This is a genomic window from Rhizobium sp. L1K21 (assembly GCF_024055895.1).
In the GTDB taxonomy this organism is placed as follows: Bacteria; Pseudomonadota; Alphaproteobacteria; order Rhizobiales; family Rhizobiaceae; genus Ensifer_A.
Genome location: NZ_JAMXLE010000003.1, coordinates 22,274 through 42,048 on the forward strand (window position 1 = coordinate 22,274; position 19,775 = coordinate 42,048).

Sequence of the window (19,775 nt, forward strand, 5' to 3'; positions counted from 1 at the left end):
GTGTTCACGTCGTTTCAGGTTTACTTGAGATAGTCCGGGTAGCCCTGGTCCACCACGTTCCACACCTTGGTCTTGCCGGAGATGATGTCGGCCTTCGCCTGCTCGACTTTTTCCAGATAGGATGCAGGAATGAGGTCCTTGGTGTATGTCATCGGCGAGAGGCCGACGCCGTCATCCTTGAGACCGAAGGCAAGCGTCTTGCCGCCGAGCTGATCACCCTTGGCATAGTCCTTGACTACATTTTCCACCGCAACGTCCGTACGTTTGATCATCGAGGTCAATACATTGCCAGGTGCCACCCCGTCTTGATCGCCGTCCACGCCGATCGCATAGTGGCCCGTTTCCTTGGCGGCCTGTATCACGCCGGCTCCAGTGCCGCCTGCGACCTGATAGATGATGTCGGCACCTTCTTCGTACATGGCCTTCGCCATCTGCGCACCCAGGGCCGGATCTCCGAAGTTGTTGGAATAGGCAACTTTGACTTCAATATCGGGATTGATCGATTTGGCGCCCTCAATATAGCCCGCGATGAACTTGTCGATACCTGCCGACTTGGTTCCCCCGATAACGCCGATGATCGGCTTGTCGTTGATACCTTTGATCGAGGTATCGGTTGTCACCTGAGCGGCCAGCACACCTGCAAGGTAGGAACCTTCCTGCTCCTGGAAGAGCACGGAAACGATATTGTCTCCAGGCTGAACCTGATTGAGAATAGCAAATGTCGTGTCGGGATAATCTTTGGCAACCTCGACCATCGGCTCGCCATGCGAATATTCAAGATCAATGACGAGGCCAAAATCGGCGTCAGCGGCGCGGCGCAAAATATCTGTCGCCTGCGCAACCACATCCTTCGATTCCACTGGCTTGCCATCGATACCGGATTCTTTGAGCCCACGTTTGAAACCTTCGTATGCAAGGTCATTATAAGACTGGTCGCCCAATCCGCCCTGGGCAATGACCAGGGCTGCCGGTTTCACATCAGCCGCGCCCGCTGTCGCTGCCCCAAGGGCCGAGGCGAGGACCGTTGTGGCCATCAGAGTCATGCTTGTGATTTTCATTTCCGTACTCCTTATTTGTTTTTTGGTTCCCCTGGTCCGGCTCCCGTGTGAGCCGAGCCTCGTAAGAGTAGTGGCGCGCGTCGTACGTTGCATCGACGGCATCAAGCGTCGTTCCATCCGCCGCAAACGACCGGCGGTTGACGGAAACAACGACAGAATTTTTCGAAAGACCGAGAAGACTTGCCTCTTCTTGGCTCGCAAGGCGAGCGATCAGGCGTTCGTTGGCTGAAGTCACCTTCAGGTCATGGTCTTCGAAATGGCTGTAAAGCGAGAAATTTTCCGAACCGACGACAGCTTGCGTGAGGCCAATTCGCTCAGCGATCCTGGCCGAGATGATCGAATGATGACGTGCGACGGCGACGCCATCAACAAACCTCAGACGATCGAGCAAAAGCAGCGGTTCGTCCTTGTCGTAGGGAAAGCCGGGCATCCACTCAATGGGCCGGAACTCGAGTACCTTGTGGGTGGCAGCGTGGCCAGCAGCCTGAACCGCTTCCGTAAAGGATAGCAGATAACCGGGCTGACGTCTCAACGGTGCTTCGGCAACGAACGTCCCGCTGCCCTGCCGACGATAAATCAGCCCATCGTTGACCAACTGCTCCACCGCCTTTGCGACAGTGAAACGGCTGACCTTGAAACTCTTGGCCAGCGCCGGCTCGCTTGGCAGGCGCTCCCCCGAAGGCAGTTCTTCCACCATATCGCGGAGCCGCTCTGCGATCTGGCGGTAATAGGGCTCTCCAGTCTCAAGAAGCTTGGCCATCAGGTTACCTTTAATTTGTCCAGTCAACTGTACATATTTCAAGCGAAACGACAAGTGGCATTTTTCCCCCTTCCGAAAATTTCTTATGCATTTGTTTTTTCATAGAAATATTATGACGCCGCCACTCAGAGTGGAAATCGCTTGAGCGCGAGCAATCAACAGTGGATCGTCAACTTGAGCTTTTCCACGCAGCGAAATGGACGGATCAAACCACAATGCTGCGGCTCACCCCGCGCGTTCGGAGAGGCCGCACGCGTTCATTTCTTGGGCCATGATTGTTTCCCGTCCAGGCTTTCTCCATGGTCAAAAATGCCACTTCTTGCGATCTGGCGTCAGCTGCCGTGGTCCCTCATAAGACATGCCGGCGGGCAGATAATCCCTGGCGGCAATCGGAAAAAAAGATCTGTCACGACTTCCGGCATAACAAGAGCTTAAAACCGACAGCTAGGCGGTCATGCGCTGCCATTCCTCACTGCTGCGCTGAAGCTCCTGATGAAAATAGCCGTGGAGCTGGCGGGAGGCCTTGGTCAGTGGGCGCTGGGTGGAATGAATAAGTGCCAGTTCGACATCCAGCGTAGGTTCCACGATGGGATTAACCGTCACCCGATCATTGCCGAGTTCCTTCAGGCAAATCCAGTAAGGCAGGATGGTTGACCACTCGGAAAGCGCCAGGAATTCGAGGCCGGTCGAAAGGCTGGCAATCGAAATGGTCCGTTCCACCTGAATTTCACCATTGCGAATGGCGGCATCGATCTTCGGGCGGAGACTGTGGGTGGCAAAAGGGACAGACAATTTCAACGGCCCGACATCGTTGAGCCGAATGGGCTTCATTGGCGTCAGACCGCGGCGCGATCCCGAAATCAACGCCACCGGGTATTTTCCAATGGCGGTCGCCGTCAGACCGACCTGCGGTTTTGCAAACTGTCCGACATAAAAATCGAGCCCGCCGCCGGATACTTCTGCGACGAGCGCATCCGCCGTACCGCTCCCGATCTCCACCTCGACACCCGGATATTCGCGCACAAAACGTGCGAGGGCAGCAGGCAACACAGCCCTGGCGAGCCCGGGCGCAAAGCCGGCGGAAACCGAACCGCTCAATCCGGAGGCAAAGTCCTCAATCTCCATCTCCGCCTCAGAAACGGCTTTGAGAACAACCAGACAACGGTTGTAAAAGCGCCACCCGGCGGGCGTGGGATTGACGCCACGGCGCGTGCGCTCGAAGAGGCTGGTCCGCAGCCGCGCCTCCAGTGCGCTCATCTGCTGACTGACACCCGAGGCCGTGCAGTTCAACCGGTCCGCAGCCGCGCTCAACGAGCCTTCCTCACATGCCGCCACGAAATAGCGAATTTGTCTCAGATCCATATCGCTCCTCCAACAGATTTAAGAAAACTGTAACACAGACCTTAGGAAATATAACTACCGCTAATAGCTTTATCTCCTCTAGTGTTTGCAATTGCGGCTCTGGGAGGAGCCCCATCGGTTGCGTCTTGCACGCAAGTATCGGTGGACGCGCCATCAGGCGCACAAAGACAGGAGACCCGCATGCTACCACTCGAGGGGTTTCGAGTGCTCGATCTTACCCACGTGCTTGCCGGCCCGTGCGCCACGCATCATCTCCGTTGCCTCGGTGCGGAGGTGATAAAGGTCGAGCGGCCGGGCAGTGGCGATCCGATGAGGGCGCTGGACATGCAGCCGGAAATGGACGGTTTGCCACCTGGATTCCGCGCTCTCAATGCGGGCAAGAAATCGGTTGTCGCCGATCTTGCGACCGATGCGGGACGGGACGCAATTCTGCAGCTTGCGGCAACTTGTGACATTTTGGTGGAAAACTTCAGGCCGGGCGTTGCCAAACGCCATGGGCTCGGCGTGGATGACATTACGGCGATCCGATCCGACATCATCTACTGCTCGATTTCCGGCTGGGGACAGCACGGCCCCAACAGTGGGCGTGGGGCCTACGACCATGTCATCCAGGCTGCCACCGGCATGATGGCACTGCAAGGCGGCGACACAGACGATATGCCGGTCAAGGTCGGGTTTCCCGTGATCGACATTGCAACTGGCATGAGTGCCGCCGAGGCCATCATGGCAGCGATCATTCGCCGGCTGCGCGGCGACACTTCGCCGATCACGCTCGACGTTTCCATGATCGATTGCGCGCTGGCGCTGATGTCGGGTCCTGTGGCCAACACGATTGCCACCGGCAAGGCACCAGACCGCGTCGGCAATCGGGGCTTTGTTGGCAGCCCGGGTGCCGAAACCTTCGCAACGGCTGATGGGCACATATCTGTGGCCGCAAACACGATGGGGCAATTCAGAACGCTTTGCGCCAAGCTTGGCCGACCGCAATTGGCAGAGCCGCCCCACGTTCCTGGCGGACTCGGGGATGGCGCGTTCCTTGCCAATGCAGCGACAAGCGAATTGCGCAGCGAACTGGCTGCTGCCTTTGCGGTTATGAACGCCGAGACGCTGGAGCAGGCGCTGAACGAAAACGGCGTGCCGTCTTCAAAAGTACGTGATCTCGGCGAGTACCTGACCAAGTTCTATCCAAAGACTCCGGGTATCGGCATTGCAGGCGAGCCGGTGGCGCTCGGTCCTGCCTTCCGGTGGGGCGATATCGGAGCGCCTTCACTGGATGCGCCTCCGAAACTCGGCGCGGATACCAAGCTTCTGAATTCCGGCGCGGTATCAACACCGCCACGCCGGGCCGATGCGACGTAATGGGCTAATTGTCGGGATAGCCAAACGAGTGCCCGACGCTCTAGAGGGAGGAATAAAATGAATTCGATTACGAGAAGGCTGTTTGTCTCGCTCATGGCGGGCGCGGCAATGAGCCTGGGCATGACAACGGCGCATGCCGACCCATCCGGCACCTTCAAATATGCCGAACAGGTCAAACTCATCACCATGGACCCGCAGCAGCAGAGCGGCAGCGGCGTTCCCTATCTGCGTCCCGTCTATGAATCGCTTTTCGAACGGGACGCCAGCGGCAAACCGGCTCCACTTCTGGCGACCGGCTACGAGATCGACGGTCTCAATGTAAAGATATCACTTCGGGAAGGCGTCAAGTTCAGCAATGGCGAAGCGTTTAACGCTGCTGTTGCCGCCGACAACATAAACCGTGGTGTCAAACTGGGGATCATCGAGGGTCTCAAGACCGTCGAAAGCGCCGAAGCAAACGACGAGTACACATTCACGATCAAGCTGAAGGAGAAGGATCCGGCCATCATCGACAGCCTGACCCACACAGGCGGCATGATGCTGGCGCCGGCAGCTATGGCCGATCCAACCATCGACCGCAATCCAATCGGCACCGGCCCTTATGTTCACAGCAAGCAGGAATCGCGTGAAGGCGAGGTGCAGGTCTACACACCGAACCCTCTCTATTGGGATCCCGACAAGATCGGCCTGGAACGTTACGAAGTGTGGGAAATTCCGGATGACACCGCCCGTCTCAACGCCCTGAAAACTGGCCAGATCGACGCGGGCAACTGGCTTGCCAACCCGCAGTCGGCCATCATCGACAGCTCGCCGGATCTCAAGCTTATCCGCAACACGGGCGGCCTGAACTACCATGTCATCATTTCCGATCGGAATGGAACACAGGTGCCAGCCTTCGCCGACGTGAATGTGCGCCAGGCCATGGCACATTCAATAAACCGCGCCGCATTTGGCAAGGCGATCCTCTTCGGTCTGTCGGAAGATACGTACCAGCCCTATCCGAAGGGCCACTGGGCACACAATCCGGATGTCGAAGGTGCCTATGCCTATGACGTCGAAAAGGCCAAGGAATACATGGCGAAATCGGCGTTTCCCGATGGGTTTGCCTTCGATATGCCGTCGATCCCGATCTACCAGTCACGCCTTGAAGCACTGGCAGGGTTTTTCAAGGAAATCGGTATCACGATGAATATCGTACCGGTCGAACCCGGTACCCTTGCACGGCGCAGCCGCACCACGGATTTTCCGGCCACCAACCTTGTATGGGCGACCAACACGGACCCGAAGTTCCTGGCGCTGCGTTACATATACGAAGACGCCGCCTATAACCCGTTCCACATCAAGCCGGGTGATGAACTGCTCACTGCAGCCAATGCCGGCCTCGAATCGGTGGACACAGATGTACGCGGACCTGCCTATCGCCAAATGGCGGCAAAACTGGCGGAAGAAGCCTTCCTGATCTTCGTGGCAAACTCTCCGATCCTGATCGGCGTCACGAATGCGACGGCAGCCAACCCTACAGTTGTCTATCGGTACGGTGAGGATTCCATTAATCTTCGCGGTCTGAAGGCAAACGACTGACAAGCGGGTTCAATGTTCAGGCTCATTTTCCAAAGGCTTCTCGCACTGGTGCCACTATTGTTCATCGTTTCGGTGCTGACGTTCTCGTTTACCTCGCTACTGCCGAGCGACCCCGTCGACCTTATTCTCGGCGACACTGGAACGGACGAGCAGCACGAAATGCTGCGCGAGAGAATGGGCCTGAACGAACCGATCTACCTGCGCTATCTGCAATGGCTGGGCCGCGCCGTGCAGGGGGACCTGGGCAACTCATTCTTCAACAGTGTCAGCGTGATGGATGCGGTCATGCAACGGCTGCCCGTCACTCTCTCGCTCACCGCGATTTCGGCTCTGATTGCAATCGTTGTCGGCATATCGGCAGGCGTTGTGGCAGCGCTGCGCCCGCGCTCATGGGTGGATCGTCTGGCCACCCTTGGCGCGACCTTTGGGCAGGCAATACCGAACTTCTGGTTCGGCCTCATTCTGGTGGCGATATTCGCCGTCAATCTGCGCTGGTTTCCCGCTACAGGCTTTACACCGATAACAAACGCCCCGTGGGAATGGCTGCGCAGCAGCATCCTGCCGTCGATCGCTCTTGGAACCGCTTCAAGCGCGGCCATCGCCCGCCAGGTTCGCTCGGCAATGGTCGGGGTGCTGCAGCAGGACTACATTCGTGCAGCGCGCGCGCAAGGCCTTTCGGCGCGTCGCGTTCTGTTCAAACACGCGCTTACCAATGCCATGGTCCCCGTGGTGGCAGTCCTGTCGTTTCAGATCACGGTTCTTCTGGGCGGCGCGCTGATCGTTGAGCAGGTATTTGCGATCAACGGGCTCGGCACATTGGCCATTGCCGCAGTTCGTCAACAGGACATTCCCATGCTGCAGGGACTGGTTCTCGTGATGGTTGGGCTTGTCGTGATCGTCCAGCTCGCGACCGACATCATCTATGGCCTGCTCAATCCGAAAGCACGACCAACATGACCATCCCGGCATCCGAAAATTCCCGAACGGTTCTCATTCGTCTCCCGAAGCCTAGTGCATCCGGAATGATCACTGCCGTGGCTGTATTCATCCTTCTTCTGCTCGGGTTCATGGCAATCTTCGCGGACGTGATTTCGCCCTATGATCCACTCAGGCAGAACCTCATCAATGCGCTGCAAGGCCCTTCTGCCGAGCACTGGCTCGGGACGGACGATCTCGGTCGCGATGTCCTTTCACGCCTGATCTACGGCTGCCGCATCGCGGTCATTGCGTCGGCCGAGGCAACCACAATCGCGGTGCTCTTGGGCGTGCCCATCGGCCTGTTCATCGGCTACCGCGGCGGCTGGTGGGACTGGGTCGTGATGCGCATTGTGGAAGCCATCGTTTCGGTCCCCGGCATCATGGTCGCTATCGTCATTATCGCCATACTCGGTACCGGTCTCCACCGCGCCATGATCGCACTCGGAATCCTCTTTTCGACCTCATTCCTGCGGCTGGCGCGTGGCGTCGTTCTCGCTGAACGCGAAGAGGTCTATGTCCGTTCGGCACGGGTGATCGGCACGTCCGACAGGCGAATTCTGCTGCGCCACATCTTGCCCAACATCGCCCCACCGCTGATCGTGCAAGTCACGCTGACCGTTGGAGCCGTGCTATTGTCCGAAGCCGGCCTCAGCTTCATCGGCCTCGGTGTCCAGCCGCCTGATGCGAGCTGGGGAACGATGCTGAACACGGCTGCTGCCTTTATGCAACTTGCGTGGTTCCTGTCGATCCCGCCAGGAGTTGCTATCATACTGACTGTGCTGTCGGTGAACCTTCTTGGCGATGTCTTGCGGGATTCCATCGGCCGCGGCATCGCGGGCGACGCGCCCCAACCCGCGTCAGCCGTCCGCGTCAATCTTCCGGCTGCAACCGCTGCGCCTGAGCCTACCGCAGTCTCAAGGCCCGATGACGTATTGCGGATCGAAGGTCTCGACGTCGCCTTGGGTGGTGACACCGGCGTGCCGATCATAACTGACCTCTCCTTTGGCATCGCGCGCGGTGAAACACTGGGACTCGTCGGCGAATCCGGTAGCGGCAAGACGATGACCGGTCTGGCCATTCTGGGGCTCATGGGACCGGCTTTGCGCGCCACGAAAGGATCAATTGTACTCAACGGCAAAGACCTGACGTCCATGAGGCAAAACGAGATCGAGAAGGTGCGCGGCAACGCGGTGGCGATGGTCTTTCAGGACCCCACTACCAGCCTCAACCCTGCCTTCACGGTCGGCAGTCAGATTGCCGAGTTGCTGCGAACCAGAAAGGGGCTATCGAGCAAAGACGCCTGGAAACGCACCGTTGAACTCATTGACCGGGTCGGCATTCCAAGGGCGGCGGAACGGGCTAAAGCCTACCCGCACGAACTGTCAGGCGGCATGGCGCAGCGCATTGCCATTGCTCGTGCGCTCAGCTGCAATCCTTCCCTGCTCATTGCCGATGAACCCACCACCGCACTCGACGTCACCGTGCAGCAGGAAATCCTCGATCTGTTCCGCGACCTGCAGGAAGAATATGGCATGGCGATCCTGTTCGTCACACACGATCTCGCTGTTGCCGCCGACATCTGCGATCGCATCGCGGTCATGTATGCTGGCGAAATGGTGGAGATGGCGGAGGTCAATGCCCTGTTTGCCAAACCACGCCATCCCTACACGCGCGGCCTGTTGCACGCCATGCCGCACGCCTCGGATCGCGAGCCGCCCCTGCCGACCATCCGCGGCAGCGTGCCGCGGCCTGGCAACTGGCCTCAGGGGTGTCGTTTTTCCAATCGCTGCGATTACAAGACGTCTGCATGCGAGACGCGTATTCCCTTGGTCGGCACGTCAAGGCGTGTCCGTTGCATTCGCGCAGATGAACTCAATCTGGGGCGAAGACCATGAGCGACAGCCCCCTGCTTCAGATCGCCGACCTCTGGGTGACATACCGGCAACGGTCCCTTCTCGGCCTCGGCGGAACGTCCTTCCACGCTGTCAAAGGCGCCAACCTTACCATTCGCAGCGGCGAAACGTTGGGTCTGGTGGGCGAATCCGGCTCCGGCAAATCGTCTCTGGCCAATACCGTGCTTGGTCTGGTTCCGGCATCTTCCGGGTGCATCAAGTTCGACAACGTCGATCTCGCATCCCTGGGATCCCGCTATCCGCTTCCGGTCCGCAAACAAATCCAGGCTGTATTCCAGGATCCCTATTCCTCGCTCAATCCGTCCATGACCGTCGAGGATATCGTCACCGAACCCCTTCGGGTTCACACACGAATGAGCAAGGTCGAGCGGCGCGCGCGCGCCATCGAACTTCTCAGGCTGGTATCGCTGCAGGAGGAGCATCTCAATCGTCATCCGCATCAGTTTTCCGGTGGACAGAGGCAGCGCATCGCCATCGCCTCCGCACTCGCGTTGCAGCCGAAGCTCATCGTTCTTGATGAGCCTGTGAGTGCGCTTGATGTTTCGACGCGGAACCAGATTATCAATCTCCTTTACGAGCGTCGGGACCAGTTCGGCATCGCCTATCTCTTGATCGCCCACGACCTCGCCCTGGTACACCACATCTCGGACAGAATTGCGGTCATGTATCTCGGACACATTGTCGAGGAAGGACCATCTGACAGGGTCTACAAGTCTCCAGCGCATCCATATACAAGAGCGCTTCTGGATGCTGTGCCGCTTCTTGATCCGGCCAGGCAGCGCGCTCGTCGCGCACAGCGCAAACTGTCGCCCGCACAGGAGACGCAGCGTGTTGCCGAAACGGGTTGCCCCTACAAGAACAGGTGCCCGCTGGTGATGCCGCGCTGCCAGACCGAGACACCACCTGCATATCCCGTTGATGGCGGCGGTGTCGCCAACTGCTTCCTTTATGCCAGCGATCAAGTCCGCCAATCCGAACAGAGAGAGCGCAAAGCTTTATGACGCAAGTCCCTTACCGTCACGCCGCAAACGGCCAAGGCTTTGAAATTCGCACCGACTTAAGGCTTCCTGGTGTGACTGATGATAGGCCGCTGCCGCTCGTTTGCCGCTGGCCCGAGCGTGGCGACGTGAAGGGCTTTATCGTCTTCTGCCACGGGCTGAGCGCGAGCGGACACGATTATGCCGAGCTTTCCAGCCACTGGGCAGCGCACGGCTATATCGTTGTCCACCCGACATTCCCGGACTGGATCGGGGCAGTGGCGGCGGCAGAACCCGGCCTCGGTCTCGATCCGTCCAGCAATCTCAATCGGTGGGCTGACATGCCCGAGGTGCGGGCGCGCATGTTTGAGATCCTGCATTCACCGCACTTTTGGATGGAACGAATCCGCATCGTGCGGCAACTGATGGACCACATGGAGGCCGTCCTGGAAGCAACCTGCGGGTCGCAATCCTCATCGCTTGCCTGCGCGATCACGGGCCATTCCTTCGGCGCCTATACATCGCAGCTGTTTGCCGGAGCCGAGATTGATCTGCCGCAGAAAGGCAAGCAGAATTTCAAGGATGCCCGCTTTGCCGCAGCAGTCCTTCTAAGCGCACAAGGGCGGGATCAGCAGGGTCTTCGCGAAGGATCATGGAGTGCAATCACCGGACCCATGCTGAATGTGACCGGCACGCTGGATGGCGGAGCCAAGGGTCAGGATTGGCACTGGAAGGTCGAGCCCTATGAATTCGCGCCGCCGGGCGACAAATATCTGGCGCTGCTGACCGATGCCGATCACTATCTCGGCGGCATAGCGCGCCCGGATCAGATGCCCGTGCAAGCACAGAAGGAAGCCGTCTTCCAAATTACGCTGGCCTTTTTGGACGCTTATCTGGCAACTGACGCGGCGGCAGGCGACTGGCTCGCCTCGATCACCGACCGGGTGAATGGTTGCCCCCTCGTTTTCAGGCGCAAGTAGAGGAGGGCTTTCGGAAACAGCAGAATGTTTTTGGTTATCGCAGCACTCTGTTTGCGCCAGGTGTCCTCAATGCCGTCTGCGCTCAATGAAAACCGGATATCGGAAAAGCGGGACCGGAAAACCGTGATTTCCAAGACTTCCCCTCTGTGGCACCAGATGCCGGACGTCAGGCCCGCAAATGGTCAGCGAAATAAGGACTTGCATAGCGCTCGCGAAACAGTCCCGCATCTTTCAGGCGCGGAACGAGTTTTTCGAGCGCAAGGTGCATGGAAGTGACCGAGCCGCCGGGAAGCAGAATGAAGCCATCCATGGCACCGGCCTCGGCCCAGTTGCGGATTTCCTCGAATGCGTCGTCGACTGTGCCGATGATCTGCCAGTGGGCCGACCCCATGACCTCAGGACGCCAAAGCAATTCCGCAACGGTCGGCTGATCGCGCTCAATTGCGCGGCGCAGGAGCTCGGCATGGGTACCGCTGTAGGGCTGGGCCAGCGGTGGAGGAAGATCAGGCGTTGAAACACGCCTGCTTTCCGGCCATTCGGCAAGATCAAGTCCTATCAAGTTCTTGATCGTGTTCAGCTTTCTGGCCTTCTCCGTGCGGGCATGCGTTTGCCTGAAGAGATCGTCGGCCTCTTTGCGGCTTTCGGCAAGGTAGAGGCTCAGGCCAGGCATCAAATTGACCGAATCTGCGCTGCGATTGTGGGTTTCGGCAAGGCGGCGCAGGTCGCGACGCAATTCGATCGCGGATTCCATATCTGGGGAAGACGAAAAAATAGCGTCTGCAATCGATGCGGCAAAGGATCGACCGCGCGCAGACGCACCCGCCTGCACCAGCGGTATGGGCGATTTTCCGAATGCCGGCAGGTTCAGCGGTCCCTTGACCCGATTATAATCGCCGACGTGATTGATCGCGCTCACCTTTTCGGGGTCGGCAAAACGTCCGCTCCCACGGTCGAGCTTCAGGGCATCGCTGGGAAAGCTCTCCCACAATTGGCGAACCACCGCCGTAAATTCCTCAGCCCTGTCATACCGCTCCTGTGAAGACGGCATATTTTCCAGGCCGAAATTGTCGTGTCCGTTCAATGCCGTCACGACATTCCATCCCGCGCGGCCATTGCTCAGCCAGTGCAGTGTTTGAAGCTGGCGCGCCACCAGATAGGGCGGAAAGAAGATCGTCGAAATCGTCGACAGCAGGCCTATATGCGTTGTCTCGCGCGCGAGCGACGCCAGAAGCAGCGTGGGATCAAGGCTTGCGAAGCCTGATCCGTTTTCGATCATCTCAAGCGGCAGAAACAGGGCATCCGGACGGAACACGAAATCCAGGTGCACAGCCTCGGAGCGTTTGGCGATATCAACATAAAAGTCGCTCGAGAAAAGACCTTCAACATTGCTGTCTTCTCGTCTCCAGGCTTCCCCACTCAGCCAGGTTGGAGCCAGGGACATGCCGATATGCAGCTTCTTTTGCGGAGCCATGAAAACCTTCCGAATATGCGCCTTCGAATTGCGGAACGCATTCCACATTTAAATTGCTTCCTCTTTTAGTCTAGTTTAATTTCCCGGCCAAGAGCCGACGAAAGGTATCCATGTCGTTTATTGAAGTGAAAAATTTGCAGGTCTCCTATGGCCAAACGCCCGTGTTGAAGGACCTTTCGGTGGCCTTCGCTCCAGGAAAGGTCACCGCCCTGATCGGTCCGAACGGCTGCGGCAAATCGACCTTGCTGAAGGCCATCATGGGGTTTTTGCCCGTTTCTTCCGGCCAAGTGCTTTTGGGTAACCGTGAGATGGAAAAGATCAAGCGCCGTGAGTTGGCAAGACAGGTCGCTTATCTGCCACAGGAAAGTCACTGCCCCGACTATATGACGCTTGGTGAATTGATAGAGCTTGCCGGATACTCCCGCTATTCGCTGGTGGGGGGGCCATCGGCAAAAGACAGGCGTCTCTTCGGCGAAGCATTGGAGATTGTGGGACTGAAGGGTATGGCCTCAAGGCAGGTTAATGCGCTTTCAGGCGGTCAGCGCCAGCGCGCATGGATTGCCATGGTTCTCGCGCAGGACACCGATATCATCCTCATGGACGAGCCGGTCAACCATCTCGACGTCAAATATCAATATGCCGTTCTTGAACTGGTGCGATCGCTCAGCGAAGAGCATGGCAAGACCGTCATTCTGGTGTTGCACGATGTCAACCTCACAACCGCTTTCGCCGACAATGTCGTGATGCTGAATGACGGCACCCTGTTGGCATCCGGGCCGGTAAGCGACGTTGTAAACGCAAGCAATGTCGGGCGAACCTTCGATGTTGAAGCCGATATTTTTGACCATGCCGGCCGGCTGGTATGCCTGCCGCGCAGGAGCGAACGAACGGCGGTGACCGCATGAGGAAAGCCGTTCCGGTTTTTCTGGCTGCAATGCTGATATTGCTTTGCGGTTTCGTCGCCAATCTCTCCTTTGGAGCGGGCGTCTGGCAGTTCGACGCCTTTTTCAGGGCGATAACGCAGTTCGACCCGACAAGCTACGAACAATCGGTCATCGTTTACCAGCGCATGCCCCGGGCGATGATTGCCATTTACGCCGGCGCGATGACTGCGGTTTCCGGGATGGTGCTGCAGGGACTGATTGCCAATCCGCTTGCAGCACCCTCGACTTTGGGGATCAACGCCGGGGCCGCATTTTTCGTGGTTGCCGGTGCGCTGTTCTTCAATCTTGGTCTATTCGCGCAAGGTGCAGCAGCGCTGGCGGGAGGCGTGTGCGGCTTCTTGACCTGCTTCCTCGTTGCCAGACTGGCAGGCCGGGTCAACGATCCTCGCGGACTTTCACTCATCCTCTCCGGCGCATTGACGTCGATGTTCTTTGCGGGGCTGACCAGCGCACTACTGCTTGCTGATCCAGGCTTGAGGACACAATTCCTCGGCTGGGTCAGCGGGAACATCAATCATGTCTACTTCGAACGGCTTGGCGCCTTCTGGTGGCTCGGCATTCTTTGCTTGACGGTCCTCCTGGCGATCGTCCGCCCGATGACGCTAATCCAGCTTGGCCCGGAAAAGGCAACCTCCGCCGGCGTCAACGTGCGGTTGATCTATGTCGTTGCGTTGACCGCCACGGTCATCGCCACGGCTTCGGCGGTCGCCGTTTGTGGCCCTATCGGCTTCGTAGGTCTCGTCGTTCCGCATATGGTTCGGCCCCTGACCGGCAATCATTTTGCCAGAGCTCTTCCCGTCAGTGCCCTTTTTGGTGCCAGCATCTGCTTGATTGCCGACCTGATCGCGCGAGAGGCATTTCAGCCCTATGTGCTCCACACCGGCCCGCTGCTTGATCTTCTGGGCGGGCTTCTTTTCGTGGTCATTGTCAAACGCTTCTATCTTTCCAACAGCGTCAGAGCGTCGACATGAGGTGGACGAGGGCTTTGGACCGAAAGGTGGTCTACCGCTTCGAAAGCGGTTTGGAAATTCGACTGCACAACCTCTTGGCCGGCATCGGCCTGATGCTTGTCGCGCTGATATTGGCTGCCCTTGCGGTGGAAACCGGCGCCACAAGCACAGGCATGACCGATCTGCTACAGAATATTTTCGGTTCCGGGTTGAGTGACGATCAGGCCTACGCGTTGTGGACGGTTCGCCTGCCGCGTCTGCTCATGGCATTCCTGGCCGGCTGGTGTGTGGCAATCTCCGGCGCAATCCTGCAGTCCATTGCGCGCAATCCCCTTGCCGATCCGGGCCTATTCGGCCTGAGCCAGGGCTCCATGACAACCATCCTTCTGCTTATGGTTCTGGCACCCGCCGCCCCCAAAATTCTCGTTGCCGGGGCGGCAATGGCGGGCGGGCTGTGCGTTGCGCTCTTGTTGATCTGGCTGGTCGGTGGAGAACGTTCCAGCGGGCTTGCCATCATGCTCATGGGCATTGCCATGGAAACGGTGTTGTCTTCGACCAATACACTCATGCTTCTCTACACGCCAAGCGAAGTCTCAATGGGGCTTTCTCAATGGCTGGCAGGCTCCCTCTTCCAATCAAGCTGGTCATTGATTGCAACTTTTTTGCCTGCCTTTGGTCTCAGCTTCGCCGGCATTTTCTTGTGGGGCCGTGCACTTTCCACCTATGACCTGGGCAACGAGATGGCCATGGCACTCGGCGAGCCGCTGGGCCGTTCACGTCCCCTCATCCTGATCTTCGCAGTATTCTTGAACGCAGCCGCCGTTACGGCTGTCGGACCTTTGACATTTTTGGGCGTTCTTGCGCCCCATATTGCCGGCTTTCTGTCCCCGGCGAGCGGGCGCGCGCGCCTGCTGCTTTCGGGTCTGGTTGGCGGAATTCTGGTGATTGGTGCCGACACGGTTGCCAGACGCTTGGCCGGTGACCTTCCACTGCCGATAGGCTTGAGCCTCACCATTATCGGCGTCCCCCTTTTCATCCTTGCCCTGCGTCTTCAAGCGCTGAGCAGGAAGCACAAGCACTAGAAAGGACAAACGATAAAATGCGACTACTCCCCTTCCTCACCGCGCTTTTCGTTGCATCTGCTGCATTGGCAGACGATCAAACGGTCACCGATGATGCGGGGCGTTCGGTTACTGTGCCCGAACACCCGCAACGGATCGTCGTCATGCATGAACCGCTGCTCGGCCTGCCGCTGATCGATCTCGGCGTCAACCTGACCGGCAGCTACGGCCGCAACGATGACGGCTCGTTCTCAACGAAGCTTGACTTTATCGATGTGGTATTCGGAAAAGGCGTTGAAAAGCCTAAAGGCATCGGCCCCTTCGGCCAGATCGATCTGGAGAGACTGCGCGCGCTTGATCCGGATTTGATCATTGGCTCCGAACTCGACATCGATTCTGTCGATCAACTTTCCACCGTCGCACCGACATACCTGCAAAATGTCAGTACGGGGAAAACCCGCGGAATCGACATTGAGCGCGATCTCGCCAAGCTGGTGGGGCGGGAAGACGCTTTCGACGACCGCATGAAGACATACAGGGCAAGGCTTGAATCCGTGCGGAACTCGCTATCTGAAAGCCTGGAGGGAAAGACATACCTGGCAATCTTTCTGACAGATCAGATCAACGCCGTTGGTGAAATGTCGGGCGCGGTTCAGGCTTTGGAAGATCTGGGCTACAAGCGCCTCGCGCTTGATGAGCAAGGCAATGGTTCGGGCATGGGATCAACACTCATTGTGCCGCTCAGCACGGAAGCCCTGGGACGGCTGGAACCGGACCTATTGGTGGTCATGAACAGCTACATGAGCGACAATCGTGAAGAAGCCGGCTCAAGGCAGGCGCTCGACAAAATCCTGCCCGGCTGGGAGAACTTTCTCAAACCAGCCCGTGAAGGACAGGTTCTGTTTCTCGATTCAGCAAAAGTGACCTCGCCCACTGTCGCCAGCGCGTTGCATACACTCGATGCCTTCGAGAAATGGTCAAAAACGAGCAGCCAATAGAGCTGGAAACCAAGGCCCGGCATCGGTTTGAACCATTGCCGGGCCGATCTATTTGGGGTCAGGACCTATTACACGTTCAGCTTCGGCGGAATTCGAGGATGCTGAGCGGCGATGGCGTCGGTGTCGTAGCCACAGCCTCGAAGCCGTTCAGGCGCAAGAGATCGGCAAAGGCTTCGGGTGTCCGTTCCCGTCCGCCCAGCAGAACCATCATCATGATATCCTGAGAGGATGCAGCCGGTTGTTTCAGCTTTTGCGCGTCAAGCATCATGTCGATAATGAAGAGGCGTTCCTTGCCTTTGGTCGCCCTGTGCAGATTGCCGAGTATGCCGGCGACCGCGTCATCGTCGAAATCGTGAAAAACGCGGCTGAAGAGATAGACATCCCCACCTTCCGGAATTGCGTCAAAGAAGGAGCCTTCTATCACCTGAGCACGCCCTTCATTGACGAACGCCGCAAAATCGGGGTTCAAGACTGCGGTACTCCGCGGCAATTCATGAAGCACAGCGGTTGCGTCAGGTTTGTGATGAAGAATCTGAGCCAGAAGAGATCCGTCTCCGCCGCCGACATCGACGACTTGGGCATTGGCGGGAATATCGAGATGCCTGACTGCAATTCCGCTCATGGCTGTTGACGCCGCCCGCATTTCCGCGTCGAACCGCGCTTGCGCATCCACATCCTCGGCAAGCCAGGAAAACAGCCCCTTGCCATGCGCAATTTCAAATGCCGGCCGGCCGCTTTTCAGCTGTTCGGGAAGCTTCTCCCAGGCCCGCCAGTAAAGCGGGTGTAATTCGGAATTGATCCACGGGTGCAAAGAAAACGGGCGGTTGGGCAAAAGCGCCCGCCCCGCCGCAGAGAGCCCATAGTTGCCGCCGTCATCAGTTAGGAAGACACCTTCGTTAACGAGATGGTTCAAGACGCGCTCCAGGGATGGCGCGTGGGCACCAGCAGCCTTGGCAAGATCATCGCCGGACACATATCCATCCTGCAGATACGCCGGGACTCCCAATTCAACGATCGCCCGCAGGCATTGCGAGGTCCGGTAGGCTGCTATTTGCTGGAGGAGACGAATGGGCGGTCCCTCGCCTGCCATGTTGATGTCTTGGCCCTGGCTGGTTACCGGCATGGGTCGTTTTCCTTCGTCCTCGTCGGATATTGGGGTATTTTTCTTCGGCAACAAGGGCCGCGCCTCACGAGGCCACGGCCCTTGCTTTATGACGCTTTAGAACTTGCCGCGGATGCCAACGCCGAAAGTGCGTGGTTCCAGCATGTTGGCCACGGTACCTCCAACGGCGCGGTCTGTGGAAAGATAGGTCGGCGCACGCTTGTCAAAGATGTTGTTCACATAAGCGTAAAGCTCAGCCTTTTCGTTGAACGCATATGACATGCTGGCATTGGCAACCGCATAGCTGTCAACTGCGTAAATGGCCTGGTTTTCGTCTGTGGAATAGTATCCGTCCGTAAAGCGGATATCACCGCTCACGGTCAGCTTTTCAGTTACATCCCAATCCGCTCCAAGGCTCAGCATATAACCCGGTGCCTGCCCGAACTCGTTGCCCGTGTAGGAATTGCCCAGGCTGTCGACAAATGTCCCGATTTCAGTTTTGAGCAACCCAGCACCGGCTCTGATGCGCAGGTTGTCACGTGCCATCCAATCCACGCCAACCTCAAGACCGTAGGAATGGGCCTTATCGGCATTGACGACAATACTGCCGTACTGGGTGGTACCCAGGTAGTCAGGCAAGAGGCGCTGGGAATTTCGGTAATCGGTATAAAAGACGTTCGTTGTGATGTTGAGGCGACCATCCATCAATTCTGCGCGGGCGAAAAGCTCATAATTCCATGAGGTTTCCGGCTCAAAGGTGATGTAATTCTTGCCCGCAAAGCTCAGATTGACGCCGCCTGGGTTGTAGCCTCTGCTGACCAGACCGCCGACTGTCAGGTCCTGTGTCAGATCATAGGCAACCGAAAGTTTCGGCAACCACGCATCGAATGTGCGGTCGTAGTCCAAGGCTCCAGTTGCATAGGGCGAAGAGCCGCTGCGCTGAATGTGATCGTTCTGGTAGCGCAAGCCGCCTGTAATCGTCCAACGATCGGTCGGACGGTAGCTGACTTCGGAAAACACACCAACATTTGTTTTCCGATCATGAAAATCGGATATGCCTCTGATGTTCAGGCGGTCATGCGATAGGGTGCGCGCCAAGTAAACACCGGCCATTCCGCTGAACATGGAATCTTCATCGCCAAACGTGACACGCGATTCGTTTGAGTAGTTTGTCTGATCGATTGTCGCAGAACCGTTGGTGACTGGCGCAGCGACGCGATCCACATGCATCTTCGAAATTTGCGATTGATTGAAGACCTTCACGCCATTTTCAAAATCATAGGAGATGTCGAAGACTCCGGTATCCGAACGCGACTTCCAGCTTGGCATGGACGTCGTTGTGCTGTCCAAATTTGAATAGGGCGATGAAGCTGCTTCCCAGGTCGGCCGGTTATTCTGGATATGGGAATAGGTCAGCTTTGCGCTCAGTCCGGGAATTTCATCAGGTTCCCACAAAAGTTTTGCACGACCATTGAATGAGCGCAGGTTTTGATCCGTATCGCCCTTGTTAAAGGCCGTGTTCACATAATCGATAAACGTATCACGTCCCCAGTAATCCACCGCGACACGACCCGCCAAACCGCTATCACCGAGCGGTCCGGAAACCATGGCCGAGGCCCGTTTTCCTTTATAGCTTCCCACCTCGGCGCGATAGGCGGCCTCCGGCTCGAATGTCGGATCCTTGGTGTTCACCATGATCGCGCCGGCAATGGCGTTTGCACCTTGGGAGGTGGTCTGAGGGCCGCGGAAAACCTCAATGCTATCGACGTCCCAGATCGACGCCCCGCCATAAACATACTCATAGAAGTTCAGATAATGGCCATCGAGATTGATTGTTGCGCGCGGCACAGTTCCCCCGAAAAATGCCGTTGAGCCATAATTGGGCCCTTGCGTATCTTGGCCGCGAATGATGGGCGCGCCTACGGTGCTCGTAAAAGTGACGTTCGGCACCGACTTGATCACGTCGGCAACAGAAGCTGCGTCACTGTCTTTTTCCAGTGTTTCCGAATCAATCGCGCTGACCGACGAGGCCGTATTGCGAAGGCTTCGGGAAACCTTTTCACCGGTAATCGTGATGGCTTCCAGCTGGGTAGCGCCTCGCGTGCTGGTCACAGCATCCTGCGCAACAGCATTGCCGGCCATCACAACCATGATGGCGATTGCACTCGCATTGCATAGGTACGCAGCTGATCGTTCAGTTTTCATCTCTAGCCCCTTAAACATGAATTAATTTGTCATCTTTAATCATCGGCCTATCGATTCCACAATCCAGAATGCATTC

Annotated in this window: 16 protein-coding genes; 10 read left to right on the top strand and 6 right to left on the bottom strand. The window is 57.5% G+C overall.

Translation table 11 applies throughout. From position 1 onward, the window contains the following. Positions 1-20: 20 nt before the first annotated feature. The 3 genes from NHF56_RS15110 to NHF56_RS15120 all read right to left on the bottom strand — a co-directional run bounded on the left by NHF56_RS15110 (position 21) and on the right by NHF56_RS15120 (position 3,180). A complete protein-coding gene (locus tag NHF56_RS15110) occupies positions 21-1,058 on the bottom strand; it encodes a BMP family protein (RefSeq protein WP_252806020.1) in 1,038 nt (345 codons plus the stop codon). Further along, positions 979-1,818, bottom strand: a complete 840-nt coding sequence (locus NHF56_RS15115; RefSeq protein ID WP_252806022.1) for a GntR family transcriptional regulator — start codon at positions 1,816-1,818, stop codon at positions 979-981. Before NHF56_RS15115 ends, NHF56_RS15110 begins: the two co-directional genes overlap by 80 nt. A gap of 444 nt (positions 1,819-2,262) precedes the next feature. After that, on the bottom strand, positions 2,263-3,180 hold the full coding sequence (locus tag NHF56_RS15120; protein ID WP_252806024.1) for a LysR family transcriptional regulator: 918 nt from the start codon (positions 3,178-3,180) through the stop codon (positions 2,263-2,265). A gap of 180 nt (positions 3,181-3,360) precedes the next feature. Here NHF56_RS15120 and NHF56_RS15125 point away from each other — a divergent pair, with 180 nt between their 5' ends. The 6 genes from NHF56_RS15125 to NHF56_RS15150 all read left to right on the top strand — a co-directional run bounded on the left by NHF56_RS15125 (position 3,361) and on the right by NHF56_RS15150 (position 10,968). Further along, on the top strand, positions 3,361-4,539 hold the full coding sequence (locus NHF56_RS15125; RefSeq protein WP_252806026.1) for a CaiB/BaiF CoA-transferase family protein: 1,179 nt from the start codon (positions 3,361-3,363) through the stop codon (positions 4,537-4,539). A 57-nt stretch (positions 4,540-4,596) separates the two neighbouring features. Beyond that, on the top strand, positions 4,597-6,120 hold the full coding sequence (locus NHF56_RS15130; RefSeq protein WP_252806028.1) for an ABC transporter substrate-binding protein: 1,524 nt from the start codon (positions 4,597-4,599) through the stop codon (positions 6,118-6,120). A gap of 12 nt (positions 6,121-6,132) precedes the next feature. After that, entirely contained in the window at positions 6,133-7,077 is a 945-nt protein-coding gene (locus NHF56_RS15135) for an ABC transporter permease (protein ID WP_252806030.1), read from the top strand. Between the two features lie 77 nt (positions 7,078-7,154). Next, on the top strand, positions 7,155-8,993 hold the full coding sequence (locus NHF56_RS15140; protein ID WP_252806031.1) for an oligopeptide/dipeptide ABC transporter ATP-binding protein: 1,839 nt from the start codon (positions 7,155-7,157) through the stop codon (positions 8,991-8,993). After that, positions 8,990-10,012 carry an oligopeptide/dipeptide ABC transporter ATP-binding protein gene (locus NHF56_RS15145; protein ID WP_252806033.1) on the top strand — a complete coding sequence of 341 codons (1,023 nt, stop codon included), beginning with the start codon at positions 8,990-8,992 and terminating at the stop codon, positions 10,010-10,012. The genes NHF56_RS15140 and NHF56_RS15145 overlap by 4 nt, the downstream gene beginning before the upstream one ends. Continuing rightward, positions 10,009-10,968, top strand: coding sequence for a hypothetical protein (locus NHF56_RS15150; protein WP_252806036.1), 960 nt, complete (start codon positions 10,009-10,011; stop codon positions 10,966-10,968). Before NHF56_RS15145 ends, NHF56_RS15150 begins: the two co-directional genes overlap by 4 nt. 166 nt (positions 10,969-11,134) lie before the next feature. On the opposite strand, the gene NHF56_RS15155 is transcribed toward NHF56_RS15150, so the two are convergent. Next, positions 11,135-12,439 carry an NtaA/DmoA family FMN-dependent monooxygenase gene (locus NHF56_RS15155; RefSeq protein ID WP_252806038.1) on the bottom strand — a complete coding sequence of 435 codons (1,305 nt, stop codon included), beginning with the start codon at positions 12,437-12,439 and terminating at the stop codon, positions 11,135-11,137. 110 nt (positions 12,440-12,549) lie between these two features. Between NHF56_RS15155 and NHF56_RS15160 the strand changes: the two genes are divergently transcribed. From NHF56_RS15160 to NHF56_RS15175, 4 genes are read left to right on the top strand one after another with little or no spacing between them, the layout of a single operon-like run. Then, positions 12,550-13,344, top strand: coding sequence for an ABC transporter ATP-binding protein (locus NHF56_RS15160; RefSeq protein ID WP_252806040.1), 795 nt, complete (start codon positions 12,550-12,552; stop codon positions 13,342-13,344). Next, the gene (locus tag NHF56_RS15165) at positions 13,341-14,354 is read left to right on the top strand and encodes an iron ABC transporter permease (protein WP_252806042.1); all 1,014 of its coding nucleotides are present in this window, start codon (positions 13,341-13,343) and stop codon (positions 14,352-14,354) included. The genes NHF56_RS15160 and NHF56_RS15165 overlap by 4 nt, the downstream gene beginning before the upstream one ends. Then, a complete protein-coding gene (locus tag NHF56_RS15170; protein WP_252806044.1) occupies positions 14,351-15,415 on the top strand; it encodes an iron ABC transporter permease in 1,065 nt (354 codons plus the stop codon). The genes NHF56_RS15165 and NHF56_RS15170 overlap by 4 nt, the downstream gene beginning before the upstream one ends. 17 nt (positions 15,416-15,432) lie before the next feature. Continuing rightward, positions 15,433-16,392, top strand: a complete 960-nt coding sequence (locus tag NHF56_RS15175; protein WP_252806046.1) for an ABC transporter substrate-binding protein — start codon at positions 15,433-15,435, stop codon at positions 16,390-16,392. Positions 16,393-16,468: 76 nt separating this feature from the next. Here NHF56_RS15175 and NHF56_RS15180 read toward each other — a convergent pair whose 3' ends face one another. After that, a complete protein-coding gene (locus tag NHF56_RS15180; RefSeq protein WP_252806048.1) occupies positions 16,469-17,515 on the bottom strand; it encodes a methyltransferase in 1,047 nt (348 codons plus the stop codon). 96 nt (positions 17,516-17,611) lie between these two features. Beyond that, complete coding sequence (locus NHF56_RS15185; RefSeq protein ID WP_252806049.1) at positions 17,612-19,699, bottom strand: TonB-dependent receptor; 2,088 nt, start codon at positions 19,697-19,699, stop codon at positions 17,612-17,614. Positions 19,700-19,775: the final 76 nt, after the last annotated feature.